Here is a 16,358-nt window from a genome sequence, read left to right as displayed (position 1 = left end):
AAGAGAATTCGGGCTTTTTCGTGATGTCGGCGGGAGCTTACGCTATAATTCGCCGGCATCGCGATCATGTTTGGAAACAAGCGTTAATCGTTGCCGGAGATGCCGCCGATACGGATCACGAAAAGCGTCGTGTCGCGGGTGGGCTGGATATGTACGCCGGCGGCGTCTGGACCGGCCAGCAGCGTGTCAAGCGGTCCGAGGCGAACCGGGTCGGCGCCAGCGATGACGACCTCCCCGCTCAGGCACAGGATGAGGGTCGCCCTCGCCTCGGTCCGTATTTCCACCGGCGCCGAAATCACCAGGCGTTCGACGGAATGCATCATACGGCTGCGGCGGGTCATGACGTTGAGGTCGGTGATCGGCCCATCAATCAGCTTGGCCGCGGTCCGCACGTCAGCCGGGAAGGACAGCGGCGCCGTCGCCCTGGTGACCGACGCCGGCGGATGGCCGGCAATATCGAGCACGATGCCCTCGCCTTCGAGCACGGCAAGGGTGCGGTCGATCCCGGCGAATTGCGAGAATGGGCCGCTGCCTTCGACACGCGCCATCGAGACGCGCCAGTCGAAATCATCGAGCCCGGCGTGAGCGGGCGAGATCGCGATCTCCGTCGTCACCCCTCCGCCGTTCTTCCACGGCATCGATTTGTATTCGGCTGCCCGCGTCACGCGCATGGGATCAGCTCATCACCCGAGAATGCCGGGCAGGTTGAGCTGATGCTCCTTGGCGCAGTCGATGGCGATGTCGTAGCCGGCATCGGCGTGACGCATGACGCCGGTCGCCGGATCGTTCCACAACACCCGCTCCAGGCGTTTGGCGGCGGCAGGCGTGCCGTCGGCGACGATGACCATGCCGGCATGCTGCGAGAAGCCCATGCCGACGCCGCCGCCATGGTGCAGCGACACCCAGGTGGCGCCGGACGCGGTGTTGAGCAGCGCATTGAGCAGCGGCCAGTCGGACACGGCGTCCGAACCGTCCTTCATCGCTTCCGTCTCGCGGTTCGGCGAAGCGACCGAGCCGGAATCGAGATGATCGCGGCCGATGACGACCGGCGCCTTGAGCTCGCCCTTGGCCACCATTTCGTTGAAGGCGAGGCCGAGCCGATGCCGATCGCCGAGACCGACCCAGCAGATGCGCGCCGGCAATCCTTGAAAGGCGATGCGCTCGCGCGCCATGTCGAGCCAGTTGTGCAGATGGGTGTTGCCGGGTGTCAGTTCGCGTACCTTGGCGTCGGTCTTGTAGATATCCTCAGGGTCGCCGGAAAGGGCGGCCCAGCGGAACGGGCCGATGCCGCGGCAGAACAGCGGGCGGATATAGGCCGGCACGAAACCGGGGAAGGCAAACGCATTGTCGAAGCCTTCTTCCTTGGCAACCTGGCGAATATTGTTGCCGTAATCCAGTGTCGGCACGCCGGCGTTCCAGAACGCCACCATCGCTTCGACATGCTCGCGCATCGAGGCGCGTGCGGCCTTCTCGACCGCCTTGGGGTCGGACGTCCGTTTCTCCCGCCACTCAGCCAGGGTCCAGCCCTTGGGCAGATAGCCGTTCAGCGGATCATGCGCCGAGGTCTGGTCGGTGACCATGTCGGGGCGCACGCCGCGCCGCACCAGTTCCGGCACGATGTCGGCGGTGTTGCCGACCAGGCCGACGGACTTCGCTTCGCCGGCCTTGGTCCAGCGTTCGATCTTCTCCAGCGCCTCGTCCAGCGTGTCGGCACGCTCGTCGACATAGCGGGTGCGCAGCCGGAAATCGATGCGGTCGGGATCGCATTCGATGGCCAGGCAGCAGGCGCCGGCCATGACGGCGGCGAGCGGCTGGGCGCCGCCCATGCCGCCGAGCCCGCCGGTCAGGATCCATTTGCCCCGAAGGTTGCCGCCATAGTGCTGGCGGCCGGCCTCGACGAAGGTTTCGTAAGTGCCCTGCACGATCCCTTGCGTGCCGATATAGATCCATGAGCCGGCCGTCATCTGGCCGTACATCATCAGGCCCTTTCTATCGAGCTCGTTGAACTTCTCCCAGGTCGCCCAGTGCGGCACGAGGTTGGAGTTGGCGATCAGCACGCGCGGCGCGTCGGGATGGGTGCGGAACACGCCGACCGGCTTGCCGGATTGCACCAGCAACGTCTCGTCATCGGCCAGCGTCCTCAAGGAGGCGACGATGCGATCGAAATCGTTCCAGGTGCGCGTCGCCCGGCCGATGCCGCCATAAACGACCAGCTCGTTGGGGTTTTCGGCGACGTCGGGGTCGAGATTGTTCATCAGCATGCGTAGCGGCGCTTCCGTCAGCCAGGAGCGGGCGCTGATTTCCGTGCCGCGCGGGCTGCGGACTTCGCGGATGTTGTGGCGGGGATTGTTCATCATTGTCCCTTTCGAAGGCCGCGCGTCAGCGCCCGGCCCAGTCAATGGCGGTTTCGAGTATCTGCTTCAGCGTGACGCGGATGGGCGCGGCAAAGGCGGCGTCATAGGGAACCGGCCAATTGTCTGGCGCGCCCCTCTCTTCGGGCTCGCGCATATAGCCGCGGTTGGAGAGCTCCATCTGCAAAGCATGGACACCTTGTTGCGGCTGGCCGAAATGGCGCGTGATCCAGCCGCCCTTGAAGCGGCCATTGACTACGTTGCTCTCGCCGGTTTCGGCCATGATCTGGCCGATCATGGCCTGCAAGGCCGGATCGGCGCTCTTGCCGTCATTGGTGCCGAGATTGAAAACCGGCAGCATGCCCTCGAACAGTCGCGGCAGGACCGAGCGGATCGAGTGGCAGTCGTAGAGGACGATCTTGCCGTGCAGGGCACGCAAGCGGTCGATCTCGGCCTGGAGTGCCGCATGATAAGGCACGAAGTATTTTTCGCGACGTTCGTCGATCTCCGACGGTCCCGGCTCTTCGCCTTCGCGGTAGAGCGGATCGCCGTCGAAGGTTTCCGTCGGGCACAGGCCGGTCGTCGCTTGACCAGGGTAGAGCGAGGCGCCGGACGGATCGCGATTGACGTCGATGACGGTGCGCGAAATGGCGGTGTGCACGACGGTTGCGCCAAGGCCGGCGGCGAAATCATAGAGCTTGTCGATCCACCAGTCGCAGTCGCGACGGCCAAGCCAGGGCGATACTAGCCGGCTCTCGAGACCGGCAAGATCGATGCCGGTGTGCGGGATGGAAACCAGCAGCGGTGCGGTGCCTTGGGTGACGGTGAGCCAGGAAGGCGCGGTCATGAGAAATCCCCCAGCGCTGGCGTTCTAGTATTCGGCCTCATGAGGCAATCCCCGGCAGCGCCACCGCGCTCGCTGCCTTCACCGCCGCACCACTGCGCACCATGGCGATGGCTTTCTCCATGTCGGGATGGAAATGCCGGTCATTGTCGAGATGCGGCACCTCGGCGCGGACCAGTCTGCGCACTGCTTCCAGAGCGTCGCTCGATGCCAGAGGCGCATGGAAATCGCAGCCTTGCGCGGCGGCCAGCAATTCGATGCCGATGATGGCGGTTGCATTCTCCACCATGCCGATAAGCCGGCGCGCGCCATGCGCGGCCATCGAGACGTGGTCTTCCTGGTTGGCAGAGGTCGGGATCGAATCGACGCTGGCCGGATAGGCCTTCTGCTTGTTCTCGGAGACAAGGGCTGCCGCCGTAACCTGCGGGATCATGAAGCCGGAGTTCAGGCCGGGTTTCGGCGTCAGGAAGGCTGGCATGCCGGACAGCGCGGGATCGACCAGCATGGCGATGCGCCGCTCCGACAGCGAACCGATCTCGCAGACGGCAAGCGCGATCATGTCCGCGGCGAAGGCCACCGGCTCGGCGTGGAAATTGCCGCCGGAAAGCGCCGTGTCGTCCTCGGCGAAGATCAGCGGATTGTCGGTGACGCCATTGGCTTCGGTGCCGAGCGTATCGGCCGCCTTGCGCAGCACGTCGAGGGCGGCGCCCATCACTTGCGGCTGGCAGCGCAGGCAATAGGGATCCTGCACGCGCTCGTCGCCGACACGGTGCGATTCCCTGATAGCGCTGCCGGCCATCAGATCGCGCAATGCGTCCGCCGTCTCGATCTGGCCGCGATGCTTTCTCAAGAGATGAATGCGCGGATCGAACGGGGCGTCGGAGCCCTTCGCCGCGTCGGTCGACAAGGCGCCGGCGACCAGCGCCGACTGGTAGAGCACTTCGGCCTCGAACAGGGCGGCCAGCGCATAGGCGGTGGAAAACTGCGTGCCGTTGAGCAGCGCCAGGCCTTCCTTGGCGCCCAATGTCACCGGTTCCAGGTCGTGCGAGACGAAGGCGACCTTGGCCGGGAAACGGCCATGCGGAGTAAAGCATTCGCCGACGCCGATCATGACGGCCGTCATATGCGACAGCGGGGCAAGGTCGCCGGAGGCGCCGACGGAACCTTGCGCGGGCACCACCGGGATGACGTCGTTGGCCAGCATCGCCTCGAGCAACTCGATGGTCTGCGGCCGCACGCCAGAGGCGCCCTGCGCCAGGCTGGCCAGCTTCAGCGCCATCATCAGCCTGCAAACGGCGACCGGCATCGGCTCGCCGACGCCAGCGGCGTGCGACAGCACTATGTTGCGCTGCAAGGCCTCGAGATCCTCCGCCGGGATGCGAACGCTGGCGAGTTTGCCGAAGCCGGTATTGATGCCGTAGACCGGCTGGCCCTTGGCGACGATCCTTGCGACAGCCTCGGCGCTCGCCTTGATCTTTGGCCGGCAGGTGTCGTTCAGTTTCGGCGCGGCACCGCGATAGATAGCGCGCCAGTCGGCCAGCGTCGCATTGCCTGGCTTCAGGGTCAGTTCGGTCATTGTCCTCTCCAGATGCGGGCATGCAGGGGGTTGAAGCCCATGCGATAGACGAGTTCGGCCGGGCGCTCGATGTCCCAGATCGCCAGATCGGCGGATTTTCCGGCTTCCAGCGTGCCGGTTTGTCCCAGCAGGCCAAGCGCACGGGCCGCTTCGCGGGTGACGCCGGCAAGGCATTCATCGACCGTCAGCCCGAACAAGGTCGCCGCCATGTTCATGGTCAGAAGCAGCGATGTCAGCGGCGAGGTGCCTGGATTGTTGTCGGTGGCGACAGCCATCCTGACGCCATGCTGGCGAAACAGGCCGATCGGCGGCTTCTTGGTTTCGCGAATGAAATAATAGGCGCCGGGCAGGATGGTCGCCACGGTTCCTGCCTTCGCCATCGCCACGGCGCCTGCCTCATCGGTGTATTCGAGATGATCGGCCGACAGCGCTCCGTAGCGGGCGGCAAGTTCGGCCCCATGCAGGTTGGACAGTTGGTCGGCATGGAGCTTGACTGGCAGGCCAGCCGCCTTGGCGGCATCGAAGACGCGCGCCATCTGCCCGGGGGAAAAAGCGATGCCCTCGCAAAAACCGTCGACGGCATCGGCCAGCCCCTCGGCAGCGACCGCGGGGAGAATTTCCTTTGTGACCAGATCGATAAAGGCGTCCTTGTCGCCCTTGGCTTCCGGCGGCAATGCATGCGCGCCGAGGAAGGTCGTCCGGATCGTCACCGGCCGCCGTTCGCCCAGTTGGCGGGCGGCACGCAGCGATTTCTTCTCGTTTTCGAGGTCGAGCCCGTAGCCCGATTTAACCTCCACGATGGTTGCGCCTTCGGCGATCAGCGCATCGAGACGCGGCAGCGACTGCGCGACCAGTTCGCTCTCGCTGGCGGCACGTAGCGACTTGACCGAGGAGACGATACCGCCGCCTGCACGGGCAACCTCTTCATAGGTGGCGCCGGCCAGCCGCATCTCGAATTCGTTGGCCCGGTTGCCTGCATGGATCAGATGGGTGTGGCAGTCGATCAGGCCGGGCGTGACCCAGCGACCTTCGCAATCGATCGTTTCGGCGCCCTGGGCAAGCGCCGCGGGCAGCCCCGATTCAGGGCCGGCATAAACAATACGGCCGTCGCGTGCGGCGACCGCACCATGCTCGACAACACCAAGGCCGGCGGAATTCTCGGCCATGGTCGCCAGGCGCGCATTGCGCCACAGACGAATGCCCCCTGCCCGGCTTTTGCTTTCTTCAGCCATCATCTTTTCCGTTTCAATCGGTGGCGATTATGTATATACATATTGAAACGCACTGCAAGTAGCATCATCGCATGTAAGACAGGGAAGCGGAGAGAAAAGTGACCGACATCTTTGCGGAACAGGCGCTCCTTCCCAATGGCTGGCACAGCAATGTTCGGCTCACCTTGGCCAATGGGCGCATCGCGGACGTCGAGCTGAATAGCGCCGCGTCAGCCGACGACGAGCGCCATTCAATCCTGCTGCCCGGCATGCCCAATCTGCACAGCCACGCCTTCCAGCGTGGCATGGCTGGTCTTGCCGAGCTTCGCGGTCCCTCCGCCGATAGTTTCTGGAGCTGGCGCGAGGTGATGTACCGCTTCGCGCTGTCGATGACGCCCGATCAGGTCGAGGCGGTTGCCGCGCAACTCTACGTCGAGATGCTCGAGGCTGGGTTTTCACGCGTCGGCGAGTTTCACTACCTGCATCACGATCGCGATGGAAAACCCTACGCCAATCCAGCCGAAATGGCCGAGCGCATCGCGGCCGCGGCAAGCGAAACGGGTATCGGCCTGACGCTGCTGCCGGTGTTTTACGCACACTCCTCTTTCGGCGGCGCTGCACCGAATGACGGCCAGCGCCGTTTCATCAACGATGTCACTCGGTTCTCCCGGCTTGTTGAGAAAAGCCGCGAATGCGTTCGCACCTTGAATCAAGCTGTCGTCGGGGTCGCCCCGCACAGCCTGCGCGCCGCGACGCCGGAAGAACTCACTGCGGTTGCAGCGATGGCGCCGGACGGGCCGGTCCACATCCACGTTGCCGAGCAGGTGAAGGAAGTCGACGACTGCCTCGCCTGGACCGGCGCGCGGCCGGTCGAATTTCTGCTTGGCCATGCCAAGGTCGACCAGCGCTGGTGCCTGATCCATGCCACGCACATGACCGACGCGGAAACCATCGCCATGGCCAGGAGCGGAGCCATCGCCGGCCTTTGCCCGATCACCGAGGCAAATCTGGGCGACGGCACTTTTGCAGCCCCGCTGTTCAGGGAACATGGCGGCCGCTTCGGCGTCGGCTCGGATTCCAATGTGCTGATCGGGTTGCCCGACGAATTGCGCCAACTCGAATACTCGCAGCGTCTCGCACACCGCGCCCGCAATGTGCTGGCGGTGGCCGGCGGCTCGACCGGGCGCGCGCTGTTCGACGCCGCGCTCGACGGCGGCAGCATCGCGCTTGGTGCCGGCGCGTGGCAGATCGCCGTCGGCGCCTCCGCAGATATGGTCTCGCTCGACGCCAACACTCCCTCGCTGGCCGGCAAGACCGGCGACGCGATCCTCGATGCCTGGATCTTCGCCAATGGCAGCAAGGTCGACTGCGTCTGGGTCCATGGCAACAAACAGGTCAGCGGCGGCAGGCACACAAGGGGCGAGGCGATCGCCAGGCGTTTTCGCAGTGTGATGACGGCGCTTTCGGCGTGAGCATGATCGAGGCAGCGGATGCATACGGCGGCGGCTCGCTACACCAGCGCATCCTGTCCGACATCAGCGACAAGATCCTGTCCGGCGCGTGGGCGCCCGGCCATCGCATACCGTTCGAGCACGAGTTGACGGTCGAATACAATTGTTCGCGCATGACGGTGAACAAGGCGCTGTCGCAGCTTGCCAAGGCCGGACTGATCGAACGCCGGCGCCGTTCCGGAAGCTTTGTCCGTCGGCCGCAGTCGCAAGCCGCGGTGCTGGAAATCCACGATATCCGGATCGAGGTCGAGGCGCTCGGCCTGCCCTACCGTTACGAACGGCTGGCGCAACTGAAGCGGCGCAGCAGCGCCGAGGATCGCGCGCTGCTGGAACTTTCGGCATCAGGACCGGTATTGGCGCTCGAATGCCTGCATTTTGCCGGCCACCGCCCGTTCGCGCACGAACAGCGGCTGATCAATCTCGCCGCCGTACCCGAAGCAGCCGATGAGAAGTTTCTCGACATCGCACCCGGCCCCTGGCTGATCGGCCGCGTGCCTTGGAGCGAGGCCGAGCATCGGATCCGTGCCATTGCCGCCGGCACGCAGATGGCGACTGCGCTGGACATCAAAGCCGGCGCTCCTTGCCTGGTGGTCGAGCGGCGGACCTGGAGCGCTGAACATCCGGTCACCCATGTGCGCTTCACCTATGCAGCCGAGAGCCACACGCTGGTGGCAAGGTTCACGCCGTCACAGGGATAGCCGATCTCCCCCCTTGTGGGGGAGATGTCCGGTCCACCCTCCGCAGCAGCTGCGCTGCAGCTGCGGAGGACGGGCAGGACAGAGGGGGGCGCCGTAGAGTGCCAACCTTCATTTGCCTACCGGGAATTTTGTCCAAGTGGTTTTGATTAGCTGAAAGGCCGGCGGGACAGCGCCCCCCTCTGCCCTGCCGGGCATCTCCCCCACAAGGGGGAGATTGGCAGCTTCAGCGTCGTCTCAGATCGCCGCCGTCACAATAATCTCGACCAGATACTCCGGCCCGGCGAGCTTGGCCTCGCCCGTGGCACGGGCCGGTGTGTTGCCCTGCGGCACCCACTTGTCCCATTCCGAGTTCATCTCGGCAAAGGTGCTCATGTCGGCCAGCCAGATGATAGCCTGCAAGATCTTGGTCTTGTCGGTGCCGGCCTTGGCCAGCAATTCATCGATAGTCGCGAGAATGTCCCTGGTCTGGGCGGCGACGTTGCCGCCGGGCTCGCCGACCTGGCCGGCCAGATAGACGGTGTTGCCATGGATGACGATCTGGCTCATGCGCGGGCCAACATCGATGCGACGAATGCTCATGGGAGTTCCTTCCTTTGTGGTCGCGCCTCTTTAGGGTCGCCACCCGCTTCGGGCAAGACCGCCGCGGCCCAATCTCCTTGGACCAGCGAGGACCAGGAAGCACCAAACGAAAAACCCGCCTGTGCGGCGGGCCGTTGGCGCAAATCTGCACCATGGATAAATATCTACCATAGCTGCACTCACCATGTCAAGAAAAAATTCCTATCGCGCCGGCACCGGCGGTGCTGGCCGTCGTCACGCCTTTGCCAAGCTGCGTTCGGGAGGCCTGGATTGGCTTGTTGACTAATGTAATAACATCACATATCCAAGCCACCGCGGCAGCAGCCGAATTTCGCCGCCTCACGGATACCAAAATGACAAATACCTGCCTGACATTCCGCGACTTGACGCTTGGCTACGGCAGTCATCCAGCGATCCATCATCTCGACGGCACGATCCGCAAGGGTTCGCTGACGGCTGTGGTCGGCGCCAACGGATCCGGCAAGTCGACGCTGATGAAGGGTATTGTCGGGGTGCTGAAGCCGATGGCCGGCGAGGTCATCCGCGCGCCCGGCGTGCGGGCAGCCTACCTGCCGCAGCAATCGGAACTCGACCGCTCTTTTCCGGCGCGGGTGGTCGATCTGGTTTCGCTCGGCCTGTGGCCAAGGCGCGGTCTGCTCGGCCGCTACACCAGGGAGGACCGCGAGTCGGTCGGCCAGGCGCTGATGGCGGTTGGCCTGGGTGGCTTCGAGAAGCGGCCGATCGATACGCTTTCGGGCGGCCAGCTGCAACGCACGCTGTTTGCCCGCGTGCTGCTGCAGGATGCAGACCTCATCCTGCTCGACGAGCCGTTCAACGCCGTCGATGCCAAGACGGTCGGCGACCTGATCGCCCTGATCAAGCACTGGCATGGCGAGGAACGCACCATCATGGTCGTGGTCCATGATCTGGACCTCGTCCGGCAGAATTTCCCTGAAACGTTGCTGCTGGCACGCCAGCCGATCGCCTGGGGCGAGACCAGGGAAACACTGAAGCCGGAGAACCTGTTGCGCGCTCGCCGTTTTCACGAGGCCTGGGAGGAGAATGCGCCCTGGTGCGAGCCAGACGAGCACGCTCATGGTCATGGCCACGATCACCATGCTCACGGGCATGATCACGACCATCATCACGGCGCCGGACCGAGGGCTGCCTGATGGACACGCTTTACGGCCTTTTCATCGCGCCTTTCGCCGATTTCGGCTTCATGCAGCGGGCGCTGTTCGGCTCGCTGATGTTGTCGCTCGGCGCTTGCCCGGTCGGCGTCTTCCTGATGCTGCGGCGCATGAGCCTGTCCGGCGATGCCATGGCGCATGCCATCCTGCCGGGTGCCGCCGCCGGTTTCCTGCTCTATGGACTTGAAATCCTGCCGATGACTATTGGCGGCCTGATCGCCGGCATCGTCGTCGCGCTCGGCGCCGGTGCCGTCTCGCGCTTCACCATCCAGCGTGAGGACGCCTCGATGGCGGCCTTCTATCTCATTTCGCTCGCCATCGGCGTGCTGATGGTGTCGATCCGCGGCTCCAGCGTCGATCTCATGCATGTGCTGTTCGGCACCGTGCTGGCGCTCAACGACGAAGCGCTGACGCTGATCGGCGGCATTGTCGCGGTGACGCTGGTCAGCCTCGGCATCTTCTGGCGGGCACTTGTCGCCGAATGTCTCGATCCCCTGTTCCTGCGCTCGGTCAGCCGGCTGGGCAGCCCGGTGCATTTCATCTTCCTCGGCCTGGTCGTGCTCAACCTTGTCGGCGGCTTCCAGGCGCTCGGCACGCTTCTGTCCGTCGGATTGATGATGCTGCCCGCGGCAGCCGCTCGCTTCTGGACGGCGCGCGTCGAGCCGATGTGCGTTCTGGCCGTGCTGATCGGCTTTGCCTCGTGCATCGCAGGGCTTTTGTTGTCCTATCATGCATCGCTGCCGTCCGGTCCGGCCATCATCCTGTCGGCCGGCGTCGTCTATTTCGCCTCGATCCTGTTCGGCACGCGCGGCATTTTGCGCGCCCGCATCGTCCATCACCGTCATAGAACGGCCTGATATCCATCCCGCCCCCTAAAGGAGACTAGTCCATGCTGAAATCGATCCGCGCCACCTTGGTGATGAGCGTTATAACATTAACCGCTTTTGGCGCATCGTCGGCCTTCGCCGCGCCGCTGAAAGTGGTCGCAAGCTTCACCGTCATCGCCGATTTTGCAAAAAATGTCGGCGGCGACCGTGTCGACATCACCACCATCGTCGGGCCGGATGGCGATGCCCATGTCTACGAGCCGAGCCCGGCCGACGCGGTGGCAATGGCCAAGGCCGACATCGTGCTGGTGAACGGCCTGCATTTTGAAGGCTTCTTGCAGCGGCTGGTCGATGCCAGCGCTACCAAGGCCTCGATCATCACCTTGACCAAGGGCGTGACCGCAATCGATTTCAAGCCTGAATTCGCCGATGCCGACGCGGCCGAGGGTGCCGGCACGGGCGGCGGCAAGACGGTCACCGATCCGCACGCTTTCCAGTCGATCGCCAACACCAGGATCTATGTGAAGAACATCGCCGATGCTTTCTGTGCGGCCGACTCCGAAGGCTGCGTCACCTACCAGACCAATGCCGCCGCCTACACCAAGAAGCTCGATGCGCTGGAAGGTGAAGTGAAGACCGCGATCCAGTCGATTCCTGAAGCAAAGCGCGTCGTCATCACCTCGCATGACGCCTTCGGCTATTTCGAACACGAATACGGCCTGACGTTCCTCGCCCCGCAAGGCATCTCGACCGATTCCGAACCGTCAGCTGCCGATGTCGCCAAGCTGGTCGAGCAGGTGAAGCAGGACAAGGCGGCGGCGATCTTCGTCGAGAACATCACCAACCCACGCCTGGTCGAGCAGATCGCCGGCGAAACCGGCATCAAGGTGGGCGGCACGCTCTATTCCGATGCGCTGTCGCAGCCCGACGGGCCGGCCTCGACCTATATCGACATGATGCACAACAACATCCGTCAGATCAAAGGCGCCATTCTCGGCAGCTGAATCTGAACTGCCAGCCAACCGGGTCGTATCGGCCCGGTTGGATTTTGCGGCGCGTAATGTCTATTTGGCAGAGAATTCCTTCGATGCGGATTGCCGCGAATGGCGGGGAGTGGCAAGACTGGCGCTAAATCAGATTGCGAGGATGCTGCCATGGAATACCGCGAAATCAGCGAGGACTATTCGGTCTCGGGCCAGATCCAGCCGGAGGACATCGCCGCCATCAAGGCCGCCGGCTTCAAGAGCGTCATCTGCAACCGGCCTGACGACGAGCAGCCCGGACAGCCTTCGGCCGATACGCTCAAGGCGGCGGTCGAAGCCGCGGGGCTCGCTTTCCGCTACATCCCGGTGATCAGCGGCCAGATCACGACCGAGAATGTCGAGGATCAGGCCGAGGCGCTGGATGAGTTGGAAGGGCCGGTGTTCGCCTATTGCCGCTCCGGCGCACGCTGCACCAATCTCTATGGGCTGATCCAGCAGTCGAAGGGTTAAATCGGCAGCGCCCCAGTCTCCTTGAGCGTTTCGAGCACGATCGCCGTCTTCACATGCTGCACGGATTCGTGTGGCAGCAGCACGCCGTTGACGAACTCGGACAGCGATTTCAGGTCGGGCGTCACCACTTTCAGGATGTAATCCATCTCGCCGGTCAGCGCGTGCGCCTCCTGCACCTCCGGCAGCCGGGCCACCAGTTCGCCGAAGCGCCGCGCATTGTCGCGGTTATGGGTGGCCAAAGTCACCGAGATGACATTGACCAGCGAGAAGCCGAGTTTGTCGCGGTCGAGGACGGCGCGATAGCCCCTGATATAGCCATCTTCCTCAAGCCGCTGGCGGCGGCGTGAACATTGCGACGCAGACAGGTTCACGCGCTCCGACAGATCGTTATTGGTAAGCCGCGCATCGCCCTGCAAGAGAGCCATTATCTTGCGATCAAACTGATCGATGCGCGTCTCATCCATGACTTTATCCCTCATCATGCACGTTTCTCGCACGAGATGATCATTTCAAGCGTTTGAATGCAAGCACCATGCGCTACCTCCGCGCTATGATGACGTCAGATGGTCTTTTCAGGCCAACCAGCTTCGGAGGAATGCCATGGGTCCCTTCCCGCACGACGCCCCGCCCGCCAAGATCAGCAAGGACAATCCGGCCGGCACCGACGGTTTCGAATTCGTCGAGTTCGCGCATCCGGAGCCGCAGAAGCTGGCCGAGCTGTTCACCCGCATGGGCTATATGGCGGTGGCGAAGCATCGTACCAAGAACATCACCGTCTGGCGCCAAGGCGACATCAACTATGTCGTCAATGCCGAGCCGGGCTCGCATGCGATGAAGTTCGCCGACAAGCACGGGCCTTGCGCGGCCTCGATGGCCTGGCGGGTGGTCGATGCCAAACACGCGTTCGACCACGCCGTCGCCAAGGGCGCCATACCTTACGAAGGCGACGACAAGGCGCTCGATGTGCCGGCGATCGTCGGCATAGGCGGCTCGCTGCTCTATTTCATCGAAACATATGGCAAGAAAGGCTCGGCCTATGACGCCGAGTTCGAATGGCTGGGTAAGCGCGATCCGCGGCCGCAAGGCGTCGGCTTCTACTACCTCGACCACCTCACCCACAATGTCTATCGCGGCCAGATGGACAAGTGGTGGGATTTCTACCGCAACCTGTTCGGCTTCAAGCAGATCCATTTCTTCGACATCGACGGCAAGATCACCGGACTGGTGAGCCGCGCCATCACCTCGCCCTGCGGCAAGATCCGCATTCCGCTCAACGAATCCAAGGACGAGACCAGCCAGATCGCCGAATATCTGAAGAAGTACAATGGCGAAGGCATCCAGCACATCGCCGTCGGCACCGACGAGATCTACGCCGCCACCGACAAGCTTGCCGAGAACGGGCTGAAGTTCATGCCCGGCCCGCCGGAAACCTATTACGACATGTCGTATGACCGCGTGAATGGCCACGACGAGCCGACCGAGCGGATGAAGAAGCACGGCATCCTGATCGACGGAGAAGGCGTGGTCGACGGCGGCACGACCAAGATCCTGCTGCAGATCTTTTCGAAAACCGTGATCGGCCCGATCTTCTTCGAATTCATCCAGCGCAAGGGTGACGAAGGCTTTGGCGAAGGCAATTTCCGCGCGCTGTTCGAATCGATCGAGCAGGACCAGATCAAGCGCGGCGTGATCAAGGTGCAGGCCGCGGAATAATCTGGTCAACTCGGAGTTCTTGCGGCTCGTCCCTTTATGACCTAAATTCAGGTCATAAAGGGTTCTTGACGATGAACGTTCCCATGGCGAAAGCGAAGGCCCAGCTCTCCGAGTTGGTAAAGCGTGCCCAGGCCGGCGAAGAAATCCATCTGACCCGGCATGGAGAGGTTGTCGCGACCTTGAGTGCTCCCGCCCGGCCCGGCGGCAGCAAGCGCCTGTTGGGAGCCCTGAAAGGCCAAATTTGGATATCGGATGATTTTGATGAACTTGGTCCCGAATGGGACGAGTATATTAAATGAGCCGCAAATATCTGGTCGACACTCATATTCTGCTTTGGGTACTCAACGCCGATTCACGTCTTTCGGATCATCATCGCGACATCTTTGTCGCAGGCAAGGACGTGATCGTCAGCGCCATCTCGGTCGCGGAGATTGCCATCAAGAAAGCGCTCGGCAAAGTCACGCTCACAGGCGACATCGTGGAGATTCTGCGATCGAACGGGATTCCAATCCTCGGTGTAAACGAACTCCACGCAGCAAGGCTTGAGCATTTGCCGCTCCATCATCGCGATCCCTTTGATCGTTTGCTTATTGCACAAGCTCAAATCGAAGCTCTGACGTTGGTGACCGCGGATCGGCATTTCTCAGCCTATGACGTTGCACTGGTCTGATTGCCCAGTCCCAGCCGCTCCACCTCGGCACTCCTGAGCCTGAGGTCATAATCGAGTAGGAACTCATCCAGCTGCGGCGGCTTGACCGAGGTGCCGGACAGCATCGCGTGCACCTGGCCGCGATGATGGATGTCGTGCAGGAAGACATGGGCGAGGATATCGCCGATCCTTTCCGGGATCATGCCGTCCCCACGCCGGTCGGTGATGACGCGGCGGTCGAGGTCGGCCTCCGACAGGGCATTGCAGAAGGCGATCAGCCTGCGGTCGAATTCAGTCTGCGCCACCGCCAAATCGGCTGCGTCATCGAAAGGCGCGAAATCGTCATAGACCGCAGCGCCGATACCGCCCTCCTCCAGAAAATCGAGATAGAGAAGATCGACGGCAAGGATGTGGTTGAGCGTCGCCTTGATCGACGGAAAGAAGCTGGTGCGCGCGGCTTCGAATTCACCCGGCTTGAGCTTCAACACGGCTCGGTAAAGCCGGTCGTTCGACCAGAGATTGTTGCCGGCCATGCGCCGCAGGTGATCCAGCAAGGTCATGGCGTCACCCGGCTGACCGCACCAGATACAAGCCCGTCCACACAGTCACAAATCCAGCGATCAACAGCAGCCGTCATTCCATCACTCCTGCTATCGCTCGTATTTCTCGACCCTCTGCTCGATGGCGCCGAAGATCGAGTGGCCGGCCTTGTCCTTCATCTCGATGCGCACCGTGTCGCCAAAGCGCAGGAACGGCGTTTTGGGTGTGCCGGCCTCGATGGTCTCGATCATGCGCAGTTCGGCAATACAGGAATAGCCGGCGCCGCCGGCCGAGACAGGCTTGCCCGGCCCGCCGTCGAGCTTATTGGAGACGGTGCCCGAACCGATGATGGTACCGGCGGCCAGCGGCCGCGTTTTCGCGGCGTGAAGGATCAACGCCGGAAAATCGAAGGTCATGTCGACGCCGGTATTGGCGCGGCCGAACGGCTTGCCATTGAGGTCGGCAAGAAGCGGCAGGCTGACCTTGCCACCGTCCCAGGCGTCGCCCAGTTCGTCCGGCGTCACCGCCACCGGCGAAAACGCCGAGGACGGCTTCGATTGGAAAAAGCCGAACCCTTTCGCCAGTTCCGGCCCGGTGAGCGCGCGCAGGGTCACATCGTTGACCAGCATGACCAGCCGGATCGCGGCACGCGCCTCATCGAGGCTTGCACCCATTGGCACATCGTCGACGATAACCGCGACCTCCGCCTCCATGTCGATGCCGAAGGCCTCGTCGGCCATGCGGATTGGATCGCGCGGCGGAATGAAAGAATCCGAACCGCCCTGGTAGATCAGCGGATCGGTCCAGAAGCTCGCGGGCATCTCGGCGCCGCGCGCTTTCCGCACCAGTTCGACATGGTTCACGTAGGCAGAGCCATCGGCCCACTGATAGGCTCGCGGCAACGGCGAATGGGCAACATGCTCGTGGAAGCGCTCCGACGGGACCGCATTGTTCTCCAGCGATTCCGCGATTGTAGCGAGGTGCGGCGCGACGCGGCGCCAATCGTCGATTGCCGCCTGCAGCGTCCGCGCCAGGAACGAGGCGTCGGTGAAGCGCGTCAGGTCCCGCGAGACGACGACAAGTTTTCCGTCACGCGTTCCGTCCTTCAATGTGGCAAGCTTCATGCGGTTCCCTCTCCTTGTGCAGCATTCCCGCTGCTTTGGTTTCTTGTTTTGC

Annotated in this window: 18 protein-coding genes; 9 read left to right on the top strand and 9 right to left on the bottom strand. The window is 63.1% G+C overall.

Annotation, left to right across the window (positions count from 1 at the left end; genetic code table 11):
• Positions 1-83: 83 nt before the first annotated feature.
• The 5 genes from NKI49_RS02705 to hutI are packed head-to-tail and all read right to left on the bottom strand — an operon-like array spanning position 84 to position 6,003.
• Positions 84-671 carry a HutD/Ves family protein gene (locus NKI49_RS02705; protein ID WP_352598465.1) on the bottom strand — a complete coding sequence of 196 codons (588 nt, stop codon included), beginning with the start codon at positions 669-671 and terminating at the stop codon, positions 84-86.
• Positions 672-683: 12 nt separating this feature from the next.
• On the bottom strand, positions 684-2,357 hold the full coding sequence (gene hutU, locus NKI49_RS02700; protein WP_352598466.1) for a urocanate hydratase: 1,674 nt from the start codon (positions 2,355-2,357) through the stop codon (positions 684-686).
• 22 nt (positions 2,358-2,379) lie between these two features.
• Entirely contained in the window at positions 2,380-3,198 is an 819-nt protein-coding gene (gene hutG / locus NKI49_RS02695; protein WP_352598467.1) for an N-formylglutamate deformylase, read from the bottom strand.
• Between the two features lie 37 nt (positions 3,199-3,235).
• Positions 3,236-4,771 carry a histidine ammonia-lyase gene (gene hutH / locus NKI49_RS02690; RefSeq protein ID WP_352598468.1) on the bottom strand — a complete coding sequence of 512 codons (1,536 nt, stop codon included), beginning with the start codon at positions 4,769-4,771 and terminating at the stop codon, positions 3,236-3,238.
• Positions 4,768-6,003, bottom strand: a complete 1,236-nt coding sequence (gene hutI, locus NKI49_RS02685; RefSeq protein ID WP_352598469.1) for an imidazolonepropionase — start codon at positions 6,001-6,003, stop codon at positions 4,768-4,770. The genes hutH and hutI overlap by 4 nt, the downstream gene beginning before the upstream one ends.
• 98 nt (positions 6,004-6,101) lie before the next feature.
• Here hutI and NKI49_RS02680 point away from each other — a divergent pair, with 98 nt between their 5' ends.
• Complete coding sequence (locus NKI49_RS02680; protein ID WP_352598470.1) at positions 6,102-7,454, top strand: formimidoylglutamate deiminase; 1,353 nt, start codon at positions 6,102-6,104, stop codon at positions 7,452-7,454.
• Between the two features lie 2 nt (positions 7,455-7,456).
• Entirely contained in the window at positions 7,457-8,191 is a 735-nt protein-coding gene (hutC, locus tag NKI49_RS02675; RefSeq protein WP_352598471.1) for a histidine utilization transcriptional repressor HutC, read from the top strand.
• A gap of 234 nt (positions 8,192-8,425) precedes the next feature.
• Here the strand turns inward: hutC and NKI49_RS02670 are convergent, their stop codons facing one another.
• Complete coding sequence (locus NKI49_RS02670) at positions 8,426-8,770, bottom strand: RidA family protein (protein WP_352598472.1); 345 nt, start codon at positions 8,768-8,770, stop codon at positions 8,426-8,428.
• Between the two features lie 353 nt (positions 8,771-9,123).
• Here NKI49_RS02670 and aztA point away from each other — a divergent pair, with 353 nt between their 5' ends.
• The 4 genes from aztA to NKI49_RS02650 all read left to right on the top strand — a co-directional run bounded on the left by aztA (position 9,124) and on the right by NKI49_RS02650 (position 12,280).
• Positions 9,124-9,942, top strand: coding sequence for a zinc ABC transporter ATP-binding protein AztA (gene aztA, locus NKI49_RS02665; protein ID WP_352598473.1), 819 nt, complete (start codon positions 9,124-9,126; stop codon positions 9,940-9,942).
• Positions 9,942-10,817, top strand: a complete 876-nt coding sequence (aztB, locus tag NKI49_RS02660) for a zinc ABC transporter permease AztB (RefSeq protein WP_352598474.1) — start codon at positions 9,942-9,944, stop codon at positions 10,815-10,817. Before aztA ends, aztB begins: the two co-directional genes overlap by 1 nt.
• A gap of 32 nt (positions 10,818-10,849) precedes the next feature.
• On the top strand, positions 10,850-11,791 hold the full coding sequence (gene aztC / locus NKI49_RS02655) for a zinc ABC transporter substrate-binding protein AztC (protein WP_352598475.1): 942 nt from the start codon (positions 10,850-10,852) through the stop codon (positions 11,789-11,791).
• A 150-nt stretch (positions 11,792-11,941) separates the two neighbouring features.
• On the top strand, positions 11,942-12,280 hold the full coding sequence (locus NKI49_RS02650; protein WP_352598476.1) for a protein tyrosine phosphatase family protein: 339 nt from the start codon (positions 11,942-11,944) through the stop codon (positions 12,278-12,280).
• On the opposite strand, the gene NKI49_RS02645 is transcribed toward NKI49_RS02650, so the two are convergent.
• Positions 12,277-12,744 carry an Lrp/AsnC family transcriptional regulator gene (locus NKI49_RS02645; RefSeq protein ID WP_027027888.1) on the bottom strand — a complete coding sequence of 156 codons (468 nt, stop codon included), beginning with the start codon at positions 12,742-12,744 and terminating at the stop codon, positions 12,277-12,279. The two genes, NKI49_RS02650 and NKI49_RS02645, sit on opposite strands and share 4 nt — an antisense overlap.
• Before the next feature lie 136 nt (positions 12,745-12,880).
• Between NKI49_RS02645 and hppD the strand changes: the two genes are divergently transcribed.
• From hppD to NKI49_RS02630, 3 genes are all read left to right on the top strand, one after another.
• The gene (gene hppD / locus NKI49_RS02640; protein WP_352598477.1) at positions 12,881-13,993 is read left to right on the top strand and encodes a 4-hydroxyphenylpyruvate dioxygenase; all 1,113 of its coding nucleotides are present in this window, start codon (positions 12,881-12,883) and stop codon (positions 13,991-13,993) included.
• A gap of 83 nt (positions 13,994-14,076) precedes the next feature.
• A complete protein-coding gene (locus NKI49_RS02635; RefSeq protein ID WP_502899454.1) occupies positions 14,077-14,292 on the top strand; it encodes a type II toxin-antitoxin system Phd/YefM family antitoxin in 216 nt (71 codons plus the stop codon).
• A complete protein-coding gene (locus tag NKI49_RS02630; protein ID WP_352598478.1) occupies positions 14,289-14,663 on the top strand; it encodes a type II toxin-antitoxin system VapC family toxin in 375 nt (124 codons plus the stop codon). The genes NKI49_RS02635 and NKI49_RS02630 overlap by 4 nt, the downstream gene beginning before the upstream one ends.
• Here the strand turns inward: NKI49_RS02630 and NKI49_RS02625 are convergent.
• On the bottom strand, positions 14,642-15,202 hold the full coding sequence (locus NKI49_RS02625; protein ID WP_352598479.1) for a DinB family protein: 561 nt from the start codon (positions 15,200-15,202) through the stop codon (positions 14,642-14,644). The two genes, NKI49_RS02630 and NKI49_RS02625, sit on opposite strands and share 22 nt — an antisense overlap.
• A 90-nt stretch (positions 15,203-15,292) precedes the next feature.
• On the bottom strand, positions 15,293-16,306 hold the full coding sequence (locus tag NKI49_RS02620; protein ID WP_352598480.1) for a fumarylacetoacetate hydrolase family protein: 1,014 nt from the start codon (positions 16,304-16,306) through the stop codon (positions 15,293-15,295).
• Positions 16,307-16,358 lie beyond the last annotated feature (52 nt).

Source organism: Mesorhizobium sp. M0587 (assembly GCF_040320945.1).
In the GTDB taxonomy this organism is placed as follows: Bacteria; Pseudomonadota; Alphaproteobacteria; order Rhizobiales; family Rhizobiaceae; genus Mesorhizobium.
This window is presented reverse-complemented; position numbering and strand designations above follow the sequence as displayed.

Excerpts from the sequence above, each read along its gene's own strand:
- hutU (WP_352598466.1), bottom strand. The coding sequence starts at position 2,357 with ATGATGAACAATCCCCGCCACAACATCCGCGAAGTCCGCAGCCCGCGC.
- aztA (WP_352598473.1), top strand. The coding sequence starts at position 9,124 with ATGACAAATACCTGCCTGACATTCCGCGACTTGACGCTTGGCTACGGC.
- NKI49_RS02645 (WP_027027888.1), bottom strand. The coding sequence starts at position 12,744 with ATGGATGAGACGCGCATCGATCAGTTTGATCGCAAGATAATGGCTCTC.
- NKI49_RS02620 (WP_352598480.1), bottom strand. The coding sequence starts at position 16,306 with ATGAAGCTTGCCACATTGAAGGACGGAACGCGTGACGGAAAACTTGTC.
- aztC (WP_352598475.1), top strand. The coding sequence starts at position 10,850 with ATGCTGAAATCGATCCGCGCCACCTTGGTGATGAGCGTTATAACATTA.
- NKI49_RS02670 (WP_352598472.1), bottom strand. The coding sequence starts at position 8,770 with ATGAGCATTCGTCGCATCGATGTTGGCCCGCGCATGAGCCAGATCGTC.
- hutI (WP_352598469.1), bottom strand. The coding sequence starts at position 6,003 with ATGGCTGAAGAAAGCAAAAGCCGGGCAGGGGGCATTCGTCTGTGGCGC.
- NKI49_RS02625 (WP_352598479.1), bottom strand. The coding sequence starts at position 15,202 with ATGACCTTGCTGGATCACCTGCGGCGCATGGCCGGCAACAATCTCTGG.
- NKI49_RS02635 (WP_502899454.1), top strand. The coding sequence starts at position 14,077 with ATGGCGAAAGCGAAGGCCCAGCTCTCCGAGTTGGTAAAGCGTGCCCAG.
- hppD (WP_352598477.1), top strand. The coding sequence starts at position 12,881 with ATGGGTCCCTTCCCGCACGACGCCCCGCCCGCCAAGATCAGCAAGGAC.
- hutG (WP_352598467.1), bottom strand. The coding sequence starts at position 3,198 with ATGACCGCGCCTTCCTGGCTCACCGTCACCCAAGGCACCGCACCGCTG.
- NKI49_RS02630 (WP_352598478.1), top strand. The coding sequence starts at position 14,289 with ATGAGCCGCAAATATCTGGTCGACACTCATATTCTGCTTTGGGTACTC.
- aztB (WP_352598474.1), top strand. The coding sequence starts at position 9,942 with ATGGACACGCTTTACGGCCTTTTCATCGCGCCTTTCGCCGATTTCGGC.
- NKI49_RS02650 (WP_352598476.1), top strand. The coding sequence starts at position 11,942 with ATGGAATACCGCGAAATCAGCGAGGACTATTCGGTCTCGGGCCAGATC.
- NKI49_RS02705 (WP_352598465.1), bottom strand. The coding sequence starts at position 671 with ATGCGCGTGACGCGGGCAGCCGAATACAAATCGATGCCGTGGAAGAAC.
- hutH (WP_352598468.1), bottom strand. The coding sequence starts at position 4,771 with ATGACCGAACTGACCCTGAAGCCAGGCAATGCGACGCTGGCCGACTGG.
- hutC (WP_352598471.1), top strand. The coding sequence starts at position 7,457 with ATGATCGAGGCAGCGGATGCATACGGCGGCGGCTCGCTACACCAGCGC.